This window comes from Herbiconiux liangxiaofengii (assembly GCF_041927335.1).
In the GTDB taxonomy this organism is placed as follows: Bacteria; Actinomycetota; Actinomycetes; order Actinomycetales; family Microbacteriaceae; genus Herbiconiux; species Herbiconiux liangxiaofengii.
Genome location: NZ_JBHFHD010000005.1, coordinates 74034 through 91269, shown reverse-complemented (window position 1 = coordinate 91269; position 17236 = coordinate 74034). Strand labels below are relative to the sequence as shown.

Sequence of the window (17236 nt, the reverse complement as noted above, 5' to 3'; positions counted from 1 at the left end):
GCACCATGACCTCCTCCGCCCCTCTGCTGTCGCTCCGCGACCTGTCCGTCAGCTTCCGCACGAGTGCGGGCGACTTCGCCGCCGTGCGCAACGTGAACCTCGAGCTCGAGAGCGGCCAGACGCTGGCGGTGGTGGGTGAATCGGGGTCGGGCAAGTCGACCACGGCCGCCGCGATCAACCGGCTGCTGCCCGGCAACGGGCGGATCACCTCGGGTCAGGTGCTCTTCGTCGGCCGCGACCTCGCCCCGCTGCGGGAGCGGGAGATGACGTCGATCCGCGGCGCGCAGATCGGGCTCGTGCCGCAGGACCCGATGTCGAACCTCAACCCGCTGCAGCGCATCGGCCACCAGATCGAGGAGGCGCTCACCGTGCACGGCAAGGTGACCGGCAAGGCGGCGAGGTCGAGGGCCATCGAGCTGCTCGAGCTGGTCGGCATCCCCGAGCCGGAGAAGCGCGCCGCTCAGTACCCGCACGAGTTCTCGGGCGGCATGCGGCAGCGGGTGCTGATCGCCATCGGGCTGGCGTGCCGGCCGCGCCTGCTGATCGCCGACGAGCCCACTTCGGCGCTCGACGTGACCGTGCAGCGCCGCATCCTCGACCAGCTCGCCCAGCTCACCGAGGAGATGGGAACCGCGGTGTTCCTCATCACCCACGACCTCGGCCTCGCCGCCGAACGGGCCGACCGGGTCGTGGTGATGCGGCGCGGTGAGATCGTGGAGGCGGGCGACTCGTCGAGCATCCTGTCGAACCCCGAGCACGAGTACACGAAGCAGCTGATCGCCTCGGTGCCGAGCCTCGCCGCCGAACGGATGCCGCCGCGGGAGCGGGTGCTCATCTCGGAGCGCGCGACCGGCGAGCCGGGCGCCGTCTCCGACCACCCCTTGGTGGAGGTGGAGGACCTCACCAAGGTCTTCGCCCTCCGCGGGCGCGGGGCGGCGAACGACTTCACGGCCGTCGACTCGGTGGGGTTCACCATCCCGCGCGGTCAGACGGTGGCGATCGTCGGCGAGTCGGGGTCGGGCAAGTCGACGACGGCGAACCTCCTGCTGGCACTCGAGGCGCCCACGTCCGGCCGCATCCTGTTCGAGGGCACCGACGTCGTGTCGCTGGACCGCAGGGGGCTGTTCGAGTTCCGGCGGCGGGTGCAGCCCGTGTTCCAGAACCCCTACGCCTCGCTCGACCCCCGGTTCACCGTGGAGCGGTCGATCGCCGAGCCGCTCGCCGTGCACCGCATCGGTGACGCCGGAACCCGCAAGGCCCGGGTGGCCGAGCTGCTCGACCAGGTCAGTCTCGCGCCGGCTCTCGCCGATCGTCTGCCGCACGAGCTCTCGGGCGGCCAGCGCCAACGCGTCGCCATCGCCCGCGCCCTGGCGCTCGCGCCCAAGCTCGTGGTGCTCGACGAGGCGGTCTCGGCCCTCGACGTGGTGGTGCAGGCGCAGGTGCTCGACCTGCTCGCCGAACTGCAGCGCGAACTCGACCTGAGCTACCTCTTCATCAGCCACGACCTCGCGGTGGTGCGCATGGTCTCCGACGTCGTGCACGTCATGCAGCGCGGCCGGTTCGTGGAGAGCGGCACCCCGGAGCAGATCTTCGGGGCACCGCAGGAGGCGTACACGCAGGAGCTGCTGGCCGCGATCCCGCACGCGCGCCGGGCGGCCTGAGCGGGTCGGGCGTCCCTGGGCGGACCGGGCGGCCGGGCGGATCGGCCATGCCGCCCGGCTCGGGCCATCCGCTCTACGGCTTCGCCGCGTAGACCTCGCGGTAGTAGTCGGCGAGGGTCAGATCGGCCGCGGCCGCCGCGTCGACGATCACGGTCGCGTGGGGGTGCAGCTGCAGGGCCGACCCGGGCACGAACGAGGTGAGCGGTCCCTCGACCGCGGCCGCCACGGCCTTGGCCTTCTGCGTGCCGCTCGCCACGAGCACGAGCCGGCGCGCCTCGAGGATGGTGCCGATGCCCTGGGTGAGGCAGTGCCGAGGAACCTCGTCGATCGAGTCGAAGAACCGCGCGTTGTCGGCGCGGGTCTGGGCCGTGAGGGTCTTGATGCGCGTGCGCGACGACAGCGACGACGTGGGTTCGTTGAACCCGATGTGCCCGTCGGTGCCGATGCCGAGGATCTGAACCGCCACTCCGCCGGCGGCACGGATGTCGCGTTCGAAGTCGGCGCACTCCGCATCCACATCGGCGGCCAGCCCGTCGAGAACGCGCACGCGGGCCTGATCCATCCCCAGCGGCACGACGACCTCGCGACGGATCACCTCGTGATAGCTCGCCGGATGACCGGCCGGGATGCCGACGTATTCGTCGAGGGCGAACCCGCGGGCTCGGGAGAGGTCGAGCCCCTCGGCGACCCTCCGGGAGAGCGCACGGTACAGCGGCTCGGGGCTCGACCCGGTCGCGAGGCCGAGCACGATCTCGGGATCGGCGCGGGCGAGATCGGCGATCAGGCCCGCCGCCAGTTCGCCGGCCTCATCCGCCGTCTCGACGATGATCACTTCCACGGTCAGCCCTCCATCACGTAAATTATCTACGCACCTGAAGATGCGCCCGTGATTAGTTTACGCAGCGCGCCCATCGCGAGGAAGGTCGAGTCCCGGATCAAAGGTCACGGCATCACCCACCGACGCAGGAGCACCTCGAACTTCCGCCGGTCGACGCTCGGTGGCGTGGCCCGGCCCGCACGCACCTTCAACGCCAGGTCGGCGAGGATCACCGACGCGTCACCACGCGACCCCGTGATACCGGACTCGTTGAGTCGCCACCCGCCGACCGTCTCGGCACCATGGGCGTCGATGATCTGCAGCAGATTCGACAGATCGATGATGTCTTTGGGCGTCTGCATGCCGCGGCCGCGCCAGGCGTACGCCTTCAGAACCACTGCCGCCTCCACCGTGGGCAAGGGCACGTCGCACACGAGCTCGCTGCCGTCGAGGAGGGTCAGGTGGGCCTCGACGGTGATGGAGGTCGACATCGCCAGAGACAAACCGGGCATGGCGTCGAAACGTCGACCACCGCGATCGTCGGTGGTGAACCGGCCTCCGGCCGCCGGCACCAGGAGATCGATGACCCTTTGCTCCGGCGGCTCGCCGAACACATAGCGGTTGCCGCTCTCGGCTTCATAGTCGGCGTCCAGCAGCGCCTGATGCATCGTTCCGCCGGCGGCGACCTCGAGCGAGATACCGGCATCGGCATCGCCGGTTCGGCGGTCGATGAGACCCGGGCTCGGGAACGCGGCCGCGAGCATCCCAACCATGTGCCCTCCGATGATGCGGGCGTCCTCGTCGCCAGCGATCATCTGCGCGAGGTCGTAGAGGGCCCGAAATGCAGCATCGTCTTCCGAACCCGAAGCGATCGTGTGAGCGACGCGTCTCATCGGCCGGCCGCCATCGTGGACCCTGCTCGTCGAACGACCTGGTCGCGGATGCGGGCGGCGGCCTCGTTCTCGTCGCCCGACGTCCCGGTCGCGCCGACGTCGTACGCAGCGATTGCCGAATCCACATATCCCGGTGCGGGTGCGAACGCCCGCGCCGTGGCGAAGATCGTCTTGTCGGCAGGCATCGTGAGGGAGAGCGTGTAATCGTCGGCGGTGCCGAGCGCGAAACCCAGCGTGCTCGGGTCGAATCCCTCAGCGAGATACAGCGTGACGTGCTCCGGTTGACGCCACGGAGCGATGGCCCTGGCCGCCAGGTCGCCCGACACCAACACCTCCGCCTTCTCGCGCACTCGGCGTGCTTGCTCCTCGAGCGGCGCGTCATGCCACCAGTAGGTGGTGATGCCGCCGGGTCCCGGGTACTCGGCCAGGAAGTCGTCCCAGAACGCGCTCCACTCCGCGACATCCATACCCCCCGCGAAGTCGCTCATCGCTGGATTGAGGCTTCGCAAGCTCTGCGACACGGCGGATTGGGGCGCACCGATCTCCTTGGCGAGGTCGATCTGTCGACGGCTTCGCCTGTCCAACAGCAGCGCCCGCTCGAGGGCGAAACGGTTGTAGGGCTTCTTGCCCTTCGTGGGCCTCGGCGCCGGCTTGTCGTCGGGGCGATGCTCGACCCTGTCGAGCCAGAGCGACTTCGAATCCCTCACGAAGACGATGAGGCGGTCGTTCCGCCTCACCTCATCCCAGAGCCCCGGTGTCAACCTCGGCACGGAGTAGAGCATGCAGGCGTCGCCGACCTTCTTGAGATCGCTCGCTATGTCGGCGGGTGTCGGCGTCCTCGACCGGGAGCTGACGAAGATCCGTCGGCCGTCGTCGGTCGAGAACGAGTCGCTGCTCTCGGGCCGCGCATTGACCCCAGCGGATGCGAGCTCGCCGAGCACGGCACTGGTGTCCATGCCTCACCTTTCGGCCCAATATCAGAACAAACACATTGTATGTCTTGTCTGATATTACTCGCTGTCAGGTGGCGAGCCAGGCTCGTGCCGCCGTGACGAGGGCGTCGACGCCGCGCGTGAGGGTCGGTTCGATCACCGGGGCGAAGTGCGGCGAGTGATTCGACGGCACATCCCGGTCCAGGGTGCCGGCCGCTGCGGCCGCCAGATACGACGCGGCGTCGACCCCGCCGAGGATCCAGTAGACCAGCGGCGCTCCCGCGGCAGTGGCGAGCACACCGACATCCTCACTGCCGCTCACCTGGCCCGGATCGAGCACGCTCGCGTCACCGAACGCAGCACGGAAGGCGGCGTCGACGCGGTCCGCCGCTACGGCATCGTTGACCAGAACGGGGAACGACTGCGCGTAGTGGATGAGCGGTTCCGGGGCACCCGATGCGGCGGCCTCGGCCCGAACGATGCGCTCGATCGCGTCGATGATGCGGAGGCGGACCGGCTCGGTGAACGCGCGCACCGTGAGACCGAGCTGCGCCGTGTCGGGGATGATGTTGTTCTTCGTGCCGGCGGAGAGGCGCCCGACCGTGACGACGGCCGTCTCCTGCGGCGCCACCTCGCGGGCCACGATGGTCTGCAACCGGAGCACGATCGCCGCCGCCAGCACGATCGGATCGATGGTGGTCTCCGGGCGCGAGCCGTGCCCGCCCCGGCCGTGGATCGTGATGTCGATGCTGTTCGCACCCGCGAACGCCGGGCCCGGATGCACGCCCACCGCTCCGGCAGGCGCGGGCCCGACATGCTGACCCAGCACCACATCCGGCATCGGAACCCGCTCGAAGAGGCCGTCGTCGATCATCGCCTGGGCGCCGTCGCCGTTCTCCTCGGCCGGCTGGAACAGCGCGATCACGGTTCCTGCCCACTCGTCGCGGCTCTGAGCGAGTCGGTCGGCCGCCCCGATCAGACTCGCCACGTGCACGTCATGGCCGCAGGCGTGCATGACCCCGTCGACCGTGCTGGCGTAGTCCAGATCCGTGTCCTCGTCGACCGGCAGCGCATCCATGTCTGCGCGCAGCAGCACGGTCGGGCCGTCGCCGTTCCGGAGCACGCCCACGACGCCCGTGCGGCCGATGCCCTCGATCACGTCGAAACCGACGGCCCTCAGCCGGGCGGCCGCGACGCCGGCCGTCCGGGTCTCCTCGAAGGCCAGTTCCGGGTGGCGATGCAGGTCGCGGTAGAGCTCGGCAAGGGGATGCGCGGGTTGCGCGACGTCGGTCATAATCCCATCCTGCCGGTGAAACGATCGACCGTGTGGTCCACCTTTCCTCTGACTGAGAGAACCCCCGATGGGGCTGGCGGCCGATTGGCGGGTCGATGGCGTGGTCGTGTCGTGTGGCTTTTTTTAGGCTTGTCGACATGAACGAAACCCGGATCGGGGAGCTGCGGCGTTCCCGAGGCTGGACGCAAGAACGGCTCTCCAGCGAGAGTGGCGTCGCCGTGCGAACGATCCAGCGGATCGAAGCCGGCAAAGACGCGAGCATGGAGACGCTCGCCCTCGTGGCCGAAGCGCTGGGCGTCGCCGTCGCCGACCTGTACGTGCACATCGACACGGAGCGATTCGACACCGCCGTCACTGCGTTGCAGCTGAGGCGGGAGCAGCAGCGCTCCCGGGACCGTGTGGTCCATTCCATCAGCCTCGTGTTCCGCGGTGTGGGCCTCGTCGTCACACTGGCGACGATCGCGTTCACGGTCACCGGAACGTGGAGCTGGTGGGCCTGGTTCACGATCCCGATCTACTGGGCGGGCGGACAGCTCGTGCTCGAGGGGCTGCACCGTTTCATCCTCGAACCACGGCTGGATGCGAAGTACCCGCTGTCGGTCGCCTCACCGCTCAGGCCGGGTCGGTCTGAACCCGGCTCGGAGGATCGCTGATGTACATCGGCCACTACGCGGCAGCCGCGGTGCTGGTGTCGGTGGTGCCGGAGGCCTCCGTTGCCCCGGCCGCAATCGGCGTGGCCTGGCCCGACCTGCTGTGGTCGGCACTCGTGCTGCTCTCCCAGGAGAAAGTCACACCCAGTCGAGACAGTCCGTTGCAGCGGACGGTTCGATTCGACTTCTACCCGTTCTCGCACTCCCTCCTTCTCAGCAACCTGCTCGCGGTGGTGCCCGCCGTGATCATCGCGTTCTGCCTGCAGAACCCGATGGCCGGCGTCGTCTTCTGGCTCGGTTCGGTCTCGCACTGGATCCTCGACCTGATCGTCCACGAACCCGACCTGCCCGTCACGGGCTTCAGTGCGCAGGGCATGAAGATGGGCTTCGGGCTGTGGCGGCTTCCGAAGACCGCCTACGTCGCCGAGTACGCGTTCTTCGCGGTGTTCATTCTGATCACGGCCCAGCCGTCGATGTTCGCCGGGCTCCTCGGAGGTGGTCTGCTCCTCCACCTCCTGAACGCGAACTCAGCCTTCGCGTTCACCACACGCAACCCGGTCGGAACGCCGCGACGCTTCGCTGTGGTCGCCCTCGTCGGATTCGTCGGCGCCATCGCGTGGTTCTGCGCGGCGTGGCAGTAGGAGGTGTCGACCGTGATGGTCGGTCGCCCACGAAGAAGCCCCCTAGATCCCGAATGATCTCAGGGAAGCCGATGAGGATCGATGGGGTGGGCTGCGAGGTGGCTTGCACGACGACGATGACGACGCCGGCACCGGCCACCATCGAATTCACGACGGCGATCACGGTCGAGGTCGTGAAGAACACCCCCACCCACGACGCCCGGCGACCGATCGGCAGCATCTCGTTCGGGCCGTGCGGCCCCGGTCGGGATGACGACCATGAGGAACCCCAGCGCGTAGTCGGTCTGAGCGAGGAAGCCGAACGCGACGAGACTGCTGGAGAGCGTCGTGAGGTACAGGGCCGCGCGACTGCTGGCCTCGCTCACGGTGATGCCCCGGGCGGATTCGAGGACGAAGTGCTCGTTCATCAGGGCGCTGTAGAAGGCTCCGGCACGATCGGACAGCGCCTCGATCGCCTGGTCGGCGGTCGGCAGCTCGCCGGGGATGGACGGCTGAGGTCGTGCGCGGGCCTCCTCGTCAGTCACTGGCCGGCGCCTCGCGAACGGAGAAGAGGTTTCCGAACGGGTCGAGGAGCTGGCACAGCCGCTCGCCCGTGAAGACGGTCTTGGGCCCTCGGTGCGCCACAGCGCCGTGGCTGGTCCATTCCTCGACGAAGACATCGACGTCGGGCACGGTCCAATAGGGGCTCGTGCCGGCCGGACCTGGGGAGTTGAATTCATCCTTCTGGTGCAGCGTCAATCGCGTCCCGTCGAGGTCGAAGGCCACGAGCGCTCCTCCTCTCACCACGGGCTGGCGGTCGAGCCGGGCCGCGTACCACTGGACCGCGGCATCCAGGTCGTCGACGAAGTAGAAGACGTTCCCGACGCCCGCGAAGACCGCGCCGGTCACGCCGGAACCGCCGAGAAGACGTCGTGAAGGAATGCCAAAGACGGGCCGATGGCCGCCTCCGTGTAGCCCTCGGCATGGTGGGTGCCGGGGATCAGCTGGAGGGTGCTCGCCACCCCGGCATCCGCCAGCGCCGACTGCATCGCCCGAGCGTCGCTGACCGGCACGAATTCACCCAACGAGTTCGCCAGGAACACCGGGCCGCCCTTCGGCGAGGCATGGCGCGCGGTCGACGCCTCCGTCAGCAGGCCGCGGTCGCCGCCGACCTCGTTCAGGATCGTCCACCGCAGGAACGCGTCGTTCCGGCCCGTCTGATTGATGTCGGCGCTCTTCATCGCATCGAGGTCTTGCGTGGTCGGTGTGGCCGGCAGCGCATCCGTCTCCTCCACGATCGCGAGGAGATCGAACATCCCCGACCAGCTGACCGCCGGACGGCCGGTGGCGATGCTCGCCTCGACCACGAGGTTGCCGCCGGCCGACCCGCCGAAGAAGGCGAGCTTGCGGCGATCGAAGGCCCAGTCCGACGCGAGGGCCCACTGCGCCGCAGTGAGCACGTCATCCTTGCTGGCGGGGAAGGTGGCTTCCGGCGCCTCCCGGTAGTTCGGCGCGAACACGATGTAACCGGCGTCGACGAGCTTCGTCGCGAGAGACGTCTCCTTGCTCTTGTCTCCTCGGAACCAGCCACCGCCGTGAACCAGGATGATGGCTGCCCGAGCCGCGTCCGCTTCGGTCGACACCTCCCGGCTGTAGACATCGAGGAGCAGGGAGACCGACTCGGCCACTCCGTACTCGACATCGAGAACCACTGACTGCTCGTCCGACACCGGAACCCCTTCCCGACGCGCGGCGACCGCCACGCCCGAGGCCGAGCCTAGGTGCCCGAATCGCCCCGGGGATGACCCTGCGGGGGCCACCAAGGAGGAGCCCGGACACGTGCGCTGGGCGCCGCCTGGATGGTGCGCCGAATGCAGCTCTCGCGCATCGTGGCTGGCCCTTTCCGGTGACCCCGGCGCGATACGACGTTTGTCGAGAATGCGGGCGCATGTGCCTCTTCTGAGGGACACCGCTGCCCATCGGGGGCTACCGTGTGGCTCGTGATGATGATGCGAGGCTTCGCCCGGTTCGACAGATCGACCTGGTGGGGCAGGAAACTGGCCGGTCTGACCGTAGCTGCGCTGGTGGGCCTGACCTCGATGGTGACCGCAGGCGCGACGGCAACCCCGGCAGCAGCGGCCCCCTCGGCCACGATCATCGGCGCCGCGTCGAACCGCTGTCTCGACGTCATCGGCAACGTGGACACCCCCGGCACCGGCATCAACATCTACGACTGCGTGGGCCAGCCGAACCAGTCGTGGTCGCTCACGGCCGCCGGTGAACTCACCACGTTCGGCGGCACCCGCTGCCTCGACGTCGACAAGCAGTCGACCGTGTCACCCGCCCGCCTGCAGATCTACGCCTGCAACGGCGGTGCCAACCAGAAGTTCACCATCAACGCCGACGGCACCATCCGCGGCGTGCAGTCGACGCTCTGCCTCGATGTGAAGGGCGCGAGCACCGCCAACAGCGCGCTCGCCCAGCTCTACACCTGCACGGGCGGCGCGAACCAGAAGTGGAAGACCTCGCTCGGCGGCCCGGCCGACACCCAGGCCCCGAGCATCCCCGGCAACCCGCGGGTGAGCGACCTCACCTGCGACACCGTCACCTTCGCGTGGAACGCCGCCACCGACGACGTGGGCGTGGCGTTCTACGACGTCTACCACGACGGCCAGCTGATGAAGTCTGTCAGCGGCTCGACCCTCAGCACGCAGCTGCCCGTGGTGGGCGGGGTGAAGTGGGGGCTCTACGTGAACGCCCGCGACGCATCCGGGAACGTCTCGCAGGCGAGCACCACCGTTCCGATCGCGCCCCCGAACTGCCAGCCCGATACCGTGGCGCCGAGCGCCCCGTCGGGGCTCAAGGCCGCTGTCTCGGGCACCACGATCACCCTCACCTGGACGGCCTCGACCGACGACGTGGGCGTGCGCGCCTACGACGTGTACCGCGACGGCACGAAGGCCGGCTCGATCACCGGCACGGCCACCGTGACCCCCGCCACCACCTTCGTCGACAGCGCGCTGGCGCAGACCACCCGCTACAGCTACTACGTGGTCGCCCGCGACGGGCAGGCGAACGTGTCCGCGAAGAGCGGCACGGTCACCGCCACCACGGGCACCGGATGTGCGCAGTCGGTGTGCGCCGTGACCCAGGTGGGTACCGACACCGACATCCCGTGGGGGCTCGTGACCCTGCCAGACGGCACGTTGCTCTACACGCGCCGCGACGCCCACGACATCGTGCGCCTCGACCCGGCCACCGGATCGAAGACCACGGTGGGCACCGTGCCGAACGTCGAGAGCACCGACGGCGAGGGCGGTCTCACCGGGCTCGCCATCGCCCCCGACTTCGCCTCGACGCCGTGGCTCTACATCATGCACACCTCGCCGAGCGACAACCGCATCGTGCGCATCAAGCTCGCGAACGGGGTGCTCGACCTGGCGAGCGAGCAGGTTCTCGTCAGCGGCATCCTGCGCAACAAGTTCCACGACGGCGGGCGCCTGCGCTTCGGGCCCGACGGCAAGCTGTACGCGAGCACCGGCGACGCCCAGTTCGGCGACAACGCGCAGAACCTCTCGTCGTTGAACGGCAAGATCCTTCGGCTCAACCCCGACGGCTCGGTGCCCTCCGACAACCCCTTCGGCACCTACGTCTGGAGCTACGGCCACCGCAACCCGCAGGGCCTCGCCTTCGACTCGCAGGGCCGACTCTGGGAGCAGGAGTTCGGCAACAGCGTGATGGACGAGACGAACCTCATCCAGAAGGGCGGCAACTACGGCTGGCCCGCCTGCGAGGGCACGTCCGGCACGTGCAACACCGCGGGGTTCATCGCGCCGAAGCAGACCTACCTCACCTCCGACGGATCCTGCGCCGGAATCGCCATCGTGCGCGATGTGCTCTACGTCGCGTGCGAGCGCGGCACCCGCCTCTACCGCGAGGTGATCTCGGGGTCGTCGCTGACGAACGTGCAGATCTTCTTCAACGGCACCTACGGGCGTCTGCGCACGGTGGAGCCCGCTCCGGATGGCGGGCTCTGGCTCACCACCAGCAACGAGGGCGACAAAGACAGCATCCCGAACAACAGCAACGAGAAGCTGCTGCACGTCACACTCGGACGATAGGCGTTCGGGTGCGACAGAGTTGAGGAAGAGGAATTCATGACTGAACCCCATGTCGTCCAATCGACCGCTGACACCATCAGATCCGGATATCTCGACCCTGGAGCCGCTCCCGTCGTGTCGATACGGTCGGGAGACCGCGTCTCATTTCCCGATACGTGGACCCACTGGGGCAACGAGGCAGTGTTCGGGATGACGTTTGCCGAGCGGGAACCGTTACGCCACAAGTACCCGCAGGGTCCCTACTCCATGCTCGGCCCTGTCGAGGTCGTCGGTTCCGACATCGGTGATGTCATCGAATGCAGTATCGAGACGCTGCGAACGTTGGATTGGGGCTGGAACAGCTTCCCCCTCGGCGTCGGCGCGTTGCCCAGTGATTTCACCGAGCCCTACCTGCACTACTTCCGGTTCGACGACGACCGTCGCCGCGCGGAATTCGTTTCCGGAGTCGAATTCGATCTGAACCCGTTCGTCGGAGTGATCGGCACCGAGCCGGCCGGGGATGACCCGACGAGCGCCATCCTGTCCGGGGCCTATGGCGGAAACCTCGTCCTGAATGCCTTGACGGTGGGGAGTTCCGTCTTCCTTCCCGTGTTCAAACCCGGTGGCCGGGTCTGGTTCGGCGACATCCATGCCGTTCAAGGCGACGGGGTCGTCGATCAGACAGCCATCGAGACGGCCGCCGAGGAGCTCGTGATCCGGTACGACCTTCGAAAAGGCGTTCCCCTGAACGGTCCGCTGGTCGAAACAGACACGGAGTGGATCGGGTTCGGATTCAGCGACTCTCTCGATGACGCGCTCGTGGGGTGTCTGCGAAACCTGATCGAGTGGCTTCACGCTGCAGCAGGGCTCAGCACGAGTGAGGCGTACGCCCTCTGCAGCCTCGCGGTGAGCTTCCGCGTAACCCAGTACGCGAACCAGACCGGCTCGGCCTATTCATCGGTACCCGCGAAAGCTGTCCACGGCAGGATTCCGAAGCGAGTGTTCTCGCCGGACAAGGTCGCGCAGATCAACGAGTGGCTGAGACCCACCACATGATGGCTCTCTCCGATGCCGATCAGCAACAGATACGCGCAGTGATCCGGCAAGCCGACGAGCTGGCGACCGCCCGAGACGTCGACGGCTACCTGGCCCTCACGACGCCCGACATGGTTCTCGACGGGACTCAGGGATCCGCCTCGGGGCGCGAAGCAGTCCGAGCCGCGATCGTGCGAATCTGGGCAGCCGAACCTCCCGGAACCCGTCATCTCACCGGCGACATCACTCTCGAGGCGGGCGCCGAAGGAACCGCGCGCGCCCGCTCGACCCTGTCGCTGGAGACGGGTGGGAGTGACGACGTGCTGGCCGTCGCCACGATCTCGCAGACACTCCGGAAGACGGATGGAAAATGGCTCATTGCCCGTCGATCCGTGAGCAACTCGTAGACCTGACTACGAAGCATTCGAAACCAAGAAACCCCCTGACTGATCCGTCATTGAATTTCCCCCCGGTTATGGCGATCTAAGTGGTCACACCCCGATCGAAGGCGAGACACGCAGAAAGCGTGAATCTCGACCACTACCTCGAGGTCCTCGAGAGAGTCGACGACGGGCATCGGAGACAGGTGGGTGCGGCGGAACCGGCCGCCGTCGCCCTCGACGCCTCACTACCCCACAGCAACTGCCCGCTGATAGAGGTTTTCATGCGCGAGAGACCACCCGTCACCAGGCGGAGCCTCGTTAGTCAGGACAAGCTCGCTCCCAGCGACCGTCATAGAAACAGGAAAATCCGGTGCACACGACGCGATCGGGTCTTCGTTCTCCGCAACGAGGACCAAGCACCAACTATCGTGCGAGCGAATTCGCACTGCCCCATAGACGCTCGCATCATCGACCACAATCAAGAATCGAGTGGATGTTGAATCCAAATCAGCGGGCAACCGGGAGAGCACGCCGGTAGACAGGGTGTCCTCCGTCCGCTGCACTCCACCAAAGATCCACAGCCCTTCAGGAGTGCACCCAGCTAGCGCAAGGGAAACGGATAAGAGAAGGCCCACCACAGCGAGATGTCTTTTCATCACCAACCGCAATTCCTGTAGTTTGACCTGAAAACTGGTCCTGCAGCCTCTTCTAGATAGTTATCACAGGAAGCGCCTCCCTCGCTGATCCAGCGGGTAATAAACGCACCCGAGCCGTTCTGCGCCCACTGCGTGCTGTGGTTGAGCTCATGATGGATGAACTCGGAATCGAGGTTCGCGTCGGTCCTGTTAGTCGTCACCGTATTTCCTATGGTAATTCCACCATTGACAATGGGATTTGCTCCCGTGCACATCGTCACGTGGCATCGAAGTTGACCACTTCTGGGTGGTCAGAGGGACGACGGCGCGTGATCCTCGCTAGTGTCCGTGCTCGGCTCGGGCTCCGCGGCTGGTACGTGTCTGCGGTCGCACGATCACAAGCCGCGGATGCCACTTTTCCGCGAATGACCATCCATGATCTTCGGCACACTGCAGCGAGCCTTTCGATCAGCGCTGGGGCGAACGTGAAGCCGTACAAAGGATGCTGGGTCACGCTTCGGCAGCGATGACGCTCGACACGTATGCTGACCTCTTCGATGACGATCTAGACAGCGTCGCCATCGTTCTCGATGATGCTCGTTCACGATCAGTTGTAGTCAACATGTAGTCAAAGCGGGATCTCACCACGTAGAAAAAGCCCCGCATTCCCTTGTTTCTGGGGGACTGCGGGGCTTCTGCACTGGCGGTACCGGTGGGATTTGAACCCACGGTGGAGTCTCCCCCACACAACTTTTCGAGAGTTGCACCTTCGGCCGCTCGGACACGGTACCGGGGACGAGTGTACGCGAGCGGGCCGCGTCTCGCCAATCGACGCCCGGCCGTGCCATCCTGGTGCCGCGGCGAGCGCCGGGAGCGCACCGGCCGGCCGGGAGGGGGCACCGATGGCAGCGAACGACAGCGAGAAACGGGCAGAGAACGACGCAGCGAAACGGGCGGAGCGCGACGACGACCCCCGCCGCACCCGCTGGGAGACCACCACCTCCCTCCCCCTGGTCATCCTCTCCCTCCTCTTCCTCGTCGCGTACTCGGTGCGCGTGCTCGTCACCACCCTCCCGGGCGGTGTCGTCGGCGCCCTCAACCTCCTGATCGCCGCCATCTGGGCGGTGTTCGCCGCCGACTACCTCGTGCGCTTCGCCCTCGCGGTGCACAAGGGCGCCTTCTTCCGGTCGAACCTGCCCGACCTGCTCTACGTGGTGGTGCCCGTGTTGCGCCCCCTCCTGCTGCTCCGCAAGCTCCGCGACGTGCCCTACTTCCACCGCCGCAGCGGCGGCGCCGTACGCACCGGCGTCGTCATCCACGCCGCGCTGTTCGTGGTGCTGTTCGTGTACTCCATCTCCCTAGCCGTGCTCGCGGCCGAGCGCGGCGCCCCCGGCGCGAACATCACCACGTTCGGCGACGCCGTGTGGTGGGCCTGCGTCACCGTCGCCACCGTGGGCTACGGCGACGTCTACCCGGTCACGGGCACCGGCCGGTTCCTCGCAGTCATCCTCATGTTCGGCGGCATCGGCATCGTGGGCGTGGCCACGGCGACCGTGGTGTCGTACCTGAACGAGCGCATCCTGAAGCAGCATCGCGACGGGTGAAGAGATCTCCGACTCACTGCGTGATGTTCGCATTCCGTTCAGATTCGCGTGCTTGAGTCGTCTCGAGCATCACGGACGGGCGTCATCCCGAGGCCCGCACCTCACCGAATGGAAGTCCTGTGACTATCAGAACGGCCGAGTACCCGAGGCCGAACCATTTCCTCCTGCACCTCAGCGACACGCACCTGCTGGCGGGAGGCGGCAAGCTCTACGGCCAGGTCGACAGCGAGCGTCACCTGAAGAAGGTCTTCGACGAGCTCGAGGCCTCCGGCGGTCGCCCCGAAGCCATCGTGTTCACGGGTGACCTCGCCGACAAGGGCGAACCGGATGCGTACGCCCGGCTCCGCGCGATCGTCGAGCCGGCCGCGGCCCGCCTCGGCGCCGAGGTCATCTGGGTGATGGGCAACCACGACGACCGTGCCTCCTTCCGCGAGGGCCTGTTCGGCGAGGTGCCCACCGACCGCAGCGTCGACCGCGTCTACGACGTGAACGGGCTGCGGGTCATCACCCTCGACTCCACCGTTCCCGGTCACCACCACGGCGAGGTCTCGGGCGAGCAGCTCGACTGGCTCGCCGAGGAGCTGGCGTCGCCGGCCCCGCACGGCACCATCCTCGCCCTGCACCACCCGCCGGTGCCGAGCGTGCTCGACCTCGCCGTGTCTGTCGAGCTCCGCGATCAGAAGAACCTCGCCGAGGTGCTCGAGGGCTCCGACGTGCGCTCCATCATCGCGGGCCACCTGCACTACTCCACCAACGCCACCTTCGCCGGCATCCCCGTGTCGGTGGCCTCGGCCACCTGCTACACGCAGGACCTCAACGTGGAGGTGGGCGGCACCAAGGGCCGCGAGGGCGCCCAGGCGTTCAACCTCATCCACGTGTACGAGCACACGGTGCTGCACTCGGTGGTTCCGGTGGGCAGCCACCCCACGCTCGACCACGTGTCGGCCGAGGAGTCGCGCCGGCGCCTCGCGGCCATCGGCGTGGAGATCGCCCCGGCCGTCAGCCCGCGGGTCTCTCCAGAGCCGCCGATGACGATGCCGATTTTCCTGCCGACGGGAGTGTGACGGGGGCGGCCTCGGCCGCCTCCTTCTCCCACGGCGCCGGGAACGGGAAGTAGCGCTCGAGGAACGAGATCACCGCGCTCGTGCGCGTCTCCACGTCGATCTCGGGCTTCGAGCCGTCGTTCAGGCAGAACATGTCCATCGACCGCTTCTTCAGCAGCGAGTCCATCTCCTTAAGCGCCGAGAACAGCGTGGTCTCCACGTACTGCACCTTCGCCTCCGTCTGCACCACCGCGCGGCCCGTGAGCAGCGCGTAGTAGTGGTAGAACGAGTTCGTCACCGAGATGTCGGTGGCGGAGCGGAACGGGCTCGCCGCCGTGCGGGCGAACGCGTCGCCGAACTCGTCCTCCATCTCGAACAGCACGCTCTTGCGCAGCGGCGCCGCGCAGTGCTCGAGGTGGCGCGTGGTGATGCGGCCGAAGCGCTGCTGCAGCAGCTCGCGGTTGACTCGGGCTGCATTCTCGAACCCGCTGCGGTGCACGGCGTTGCCGCCCAGCCCGATGCGGGTGTCGGCCTCGACGAACTTGGTGATGCCGCCGGGCGAGAAGAACAGGTCGGGCCGCACGGGCCGGCCGAAGAACATGTCGTCGTTGGAGTACAGGAAGTGCTCCGACAGCCCCGGGATGTGGTGCAGCTGCGCCTCGACGGCGTGCGAGTTGTGCGTGGGCAGGTTCGAGAGGTCTTTGAAGAACTTCTCGCTCGGCATGATGGTGACCCGCGGGTCATCCGCCAGCCACTCCGGCTTCGGGGAGTCGGTGGCGATGTAGATGTTGCGCACCCAGGGCGCGAACATGTGCACGCTGCGGAGCGCATACTTCAGTTCGTCGATCTGCCGGTAGCGCGCCTCGGAGTCGTCGCCGTCGCCCACCACGTAGGCGGCCATGCGCTTGGCGCGGGCCCGCTGGAACTCGATGGCCGTGCCGTCGACCCACGAGAACACCATGTCGACGTCGAAGTCGACGTCGCTCGCGAGCTCGTTGAACATGCCCTCGATGGTGCGCCAGGTGCGCCCGTAGATCTCCACCGTCGTCTCGACCATCTCGTCGATGGGAATCTCGCGGCGGGTGATCGAGTTCTCCACCGGCGCCTCGATCACGTCGCCGTTGCGACGCCAGAACTCGAGCTGAACGGCGGATGACGCCCCGTACCGCAGGCGGCCGATGGGCTCGATGCGCGGCCGGTACAAGCGCACCACGCGGGCCTTCGGGTCGCGGGCGAGCTTGCCGTCGGCCACCAGCAGAGCGGGAGCGCCCGGGGCCTTGGAGTAGAACGGCTCGCCGCTCATCCGCTCGATCAGCGCGGCCTTGGCCCGCTTGCGGTCGCCCCACAGCACCGCGAGCACGGGCCGCTCGTCGTTGCCGCGCACCAGGAGGTAAGGGACCTGGGCCGCATCGAGAGAGTCGGCCACGAAGAACAGGTCGTCGATCATCGACTCCCGCGGGGTGGCGTGCCCGTTGAGAAGGGTCAGCTGACCCTTGCGCAGCACGATGTCGCGCCGGTCGAGAGCGATCGGGTGGGATGAGGCGCGTCGCAGCACCGTCTCGAGGTGGG

The 17236-nt window shown here is 67.5% G+C and carries 16 protein-coding genes, 1 tRNA gene and 1 pseudogene; 9 read left to right on the top strand and 9 right to left on the bottom strand.

Features of this window, described 5'->3' with window-relative positions; translation table 11 throughout:
• The first annotated feature begins 5 nt into the window (after positions 1–5).
• Entirely contained in the window at positions 6–1661 is a 1656-nt protein-coding gene (locus ACEXOR_RS02730) for an ABC transporter ATP-binding protein (protein ID WP_374847858.1), read from the top strand.
• Positions 1662–1734: 73 nt separating this feature from the next.
• Here ACEXOR_RS02730 and nagB read toward each other — a convergent pair whose 3' ends face one another.
• From nagB to ACEXOR_RS02710, 4 genes are all read right to left on the bottom strand, one after another.
• On the bottom strand, positions 1735–2499 hold the full coding sequence (nagB, locus tag ACEXOR_RS02725; protein ID WP_374847857.1) for a glucosamine-6-phosphate deaminase: 765 nt from the start codon (positions 2497–2499) through the stop codon (positions 1735–1737).
• Between the two features lie 104 nt (positions 2500–2603).
• Entirely contained in the window at positions 2604–3242 is a 639-nt protein-coding gene (locus ACEXOR_RS02720) for a hypothetical protein (RefSeq protein WP_374847856.1), read from the bottom strand.
• Between the two features lie 125 nt (positions 3243–3367).
• On the bottom strand, positions 3368–4327 hold the full coding sequence (locus ACEXOR_RS02715) for a hypothetical protein (RefSeq protein ID WP_374847855.1): 960 nt from the start codon (positions 4325–4327) through the stop codon (positions 3368–3370).
• A 64-nt stretch (positions 4328–4391) separates the two neighbouring features.
• Positions 4392–5597 (bottom strand): amidohydrolase, encoded by a 1206-nt coding sequence (locus ACEXOR_RS02710; protein ID WP_374847854.1) that lies wholly within the window; start codon positions 5595–5597, stop codon positions 4392–4394.
• A 137-nt stretch (positions 5598–5734) separates the two neighbouring features.
• On the opposite strand from ACEXOR_RS02710, the gene ACEXOR_RS02705 reads away from it, so the two are divergent.
• Entirely contained in the window at positions 5735–6250 is a 516-nt protein-coding gene (locus ACEXOR_RS02705; protein ID WP_374847853.1) for a helix-turn-helix domain-containing protein, read from the top strand.
• The gene (locus ACEXOR_RS02700) at positions 6250–6888 is read left to right on the top strand and encodes a hypothetical protein (protein WP_374847852.1); all 639 of its coding nucleotides are present in this window, start codon (positions 6250–6252) and stop codon (positions 6886–6888) included. The genes ACEXOR_RS02705 and ACEXOR_RS02700 overlap by 1 nt, the downstream gene beginning before the upstream one ends.
• A 59-nt stretch (positions 6889–6947) precedes the next feature.
• Here ACEXOR_RS02700 and ACEXOR_RS02695 read toward each other — a convergent pair whose 3' ends face one another.
• The 3 genes from ACEXOR_RS02695 to ACEXOR_RS02685 are packed head-to-tail and all read right to left on the bottom strand — an operon-like array spanning position 6948 to position 8579.
• Positions 6948–7412, bottom strand: coding sequence for a hypothetical protein (locus ACEXOR_RS02695; protein WP_374847851.1), 465 nt, complete (start codon positions 7410–7412; stop codon positions 6948–6950).
• Positions 7405–7776, bottom strand: coding sequence for a VOC family protein (locus ACEXOR_RS02690; protein ID WP_374847850.1), 372 nt, complete (start codon positions 7774–7776; stop codon positions 7405–7407). Before ACEXOR_RS02690 ends, ACEXOR_RS02695 begins: the two co-directional genes overlap by 8 nt.
• Positions 7773–8579, bottom strand: a complete 807-nt coding sequence (locus ACEXOR_RS02685; RefSeq protein WP_374847849.1) for an alpha/beta hydrolase — start codon at positions 8577–8579, stop codon at positions 7773–7775. The genes ACEXOR_RS02690 and ACEXOR_RS02685 overlap by 4 nt, the downstream gene beginning before the upstream one ends.
• A gap of 291 nt (positions 8580–8870) precedes the next feature.
• Here ACEXOR_RS02685 and ACEXOR_RS02680 point away from each other — a divergent pair, with 291 nt between their 5' ends.
• The 4 genes and pseudogenes from ACEXOR_RS02680 to ACEXOR_RS02665 form a co-directional block, all read left to right on the top strand.
• Entirely contained in the window at positions 8871–10988 is a 2118-nt protein-coding gene (locus tag ACEXOR_RS02680) for a PQQ-dependent sugar dehydrogenase (protein WP_374848046.1), read from the top strand.
• Positions 10989–11024: 36 nt separating this feature from the next.
• Complete coding sequence (locus ACEXOR_RS02675) at positions 11025–12023, top strand: acetamidase/formamidase family protein (protein WP_374847848.1); 999 nt, start codon at positions 11025–11027, stop codon at positions 12021–12023.
• On the top strand, positions 12020–12409 hold the full coding sequence (locus ACEXOR_RS02670; protein WP_374847847.1) for a YybH family protein: 390 nt from the start codon (positions 12020–12022) through the stop codon (positions 12407–12409). The genes ACEXOR_RS02675 and ACEXOR_RS02670 overlap by 4 nt, the downstream gene beginning before the upstream one ends.
• A 979-nt stretch (positions 12410–13388) precedes the next feature.
• Positions 13389–13648 (top strand): annotated as a pseudogene (locus ACEXOR_RS02665) (tyrosine-type recombinase/integrase); the annotation flags it as partial.
• 73 nt (positions 13649–13721) lie between these two features.
• On the opposite strand, the gene ACEXOR_RS02660 reads toward ACEXOR_RS02665, so the two are convergent.
• Positions 13722–13811 (bottom strand) — tRNA-Ser (locus ACEXOR_RS02660).
• A gap of 111 nt (positions 13812–13922) precedes the next feature.
• On the opposite strand from ACEXOR_RS02660, the gene ACEXOR_RS02655 reads away from it, so the two are divergent.
• Together ACEXOR_RS02655 and ACEXOR_RS02650 are read left to right on the top strand one after the other, a co-directional pair.
• Positions 13923–14624 (top strand): potassium channel family protein, encoded by a 702-nt coding sequence (locus ACEXOR_RS02655; protein ID WP_374847846.1) that lies wholly within the window; start codon positions 13923–13925, stop codon positions 14622–14624.
• A 119-nt stretch (positions 14625–14743) separates the two neighbouring features.
• Complete coding sequence (locus ACEXOR_RS02650; RefSeq protein ID WP_374847845.1) at positions 14744–15688, top strand: phosphodiesterase; 945 nt, start codon at positions 14744–14746, stop codon at positions 15686–15688.
• Here ACEXOR_RS02650 and ACEXOR_RS02645 read toward each other — a convergent pair.
• Positions 15624–17222 (bottom strand): stealth family protein, encoded by a 1599-nt coding sequence (locus ACEXOR_RS02645; RefSeq protein WP_374848045.1) that lies wholly within the window; start codon positions 17220–17222, stop codon positions 15624–15626. The two genes, ACEXOR_RS02650 and ACEXOR_RS02645, sit on opposite strands and share 65 nt — an antisense overlap.
• Positions 17223–17236 lie beyond the last annotated feature (14 nt).

What these genes read in the sequence shown, in the direction of transcription:
- ACEXOR_RS02730 (WP_374847858.1), top strand. Translation starts at nt 6, where the DNA reads ATGACCTCCTCCGCCCCTCTGCTGTCGCTCCGCGACCTGTCCGTCAGC.
- ACEXOR_RS02720 (WP_374847856.1), bottom strand. Translation starts at nt 3,242, where the DNA reads ATGCTCGCGGCCGCGTTCCCGAGCCCGGGTCTCATCGACCGCCGAACC.
- ACEXOR_RS02715 (WP_374847855.1), bottom strand. Translation starts at nt 4,327, where the DNA reads ATGGACACCAGTGCCGTGCTCGGCGAGCTCGCATCCGCTGGGGTCAAT.
- ACEXOR_RS02710 (WP_374847854.1), bottom strand. Translation starts at nt 5,597, where the DNA reads ATGACCGACGTCGCGCAACCCGCGCATCCCCTTGCCGAGCTCTACCGC.
- ACEXOR_RS02705 (WP_374847853.1), top strand. Translation starts at nt 5,735, where the DNA reads ATGAACGAAACCCGGATCGGGGAGCTGCGGCGTTCCCGAGGCTGGACG.
- ACEXOR_RS02700 (WP_374847852.1), top strand. Translation starts at nt 6,250, where the DNA reads ATGTACATCGGCCACTACGCGGCAGCCGCGGTGCTGGTGTCGGTGGTG.
- ACEXOR_RS02680 (WP_374848046.1), top strand. Translation starts at nt 8,871, where the DNA reads ATGATGATGCGAGGCTTCGCCCGGTTCGACAGATCGACCTGGTGGGGC.
- ACEXOR_RS02675 (WP_374847848.1), top strand. Translation starts at nt 11,025, where the DNA reads ATGACTGAACCCCATGTCGTCCAATCGACCGCTGACACCATCAGATCC.
- ACEXOR_RS02670 (WP_374847847.1), top strand. Translation starts at nt 12,020, where the DNA reads ATGATGGCTCTCTCCGATGCCGATCAGCAACAGATACGCGCAGTGATC.
- ACEXOR_RS02655 (WP_374847846.1), top strand. Translation starts at nt 13,923, where the DNA reads ATGGCAGCGAACGACAGCGAGAAACGGGCAGAGAACGACGCAGCGAAA.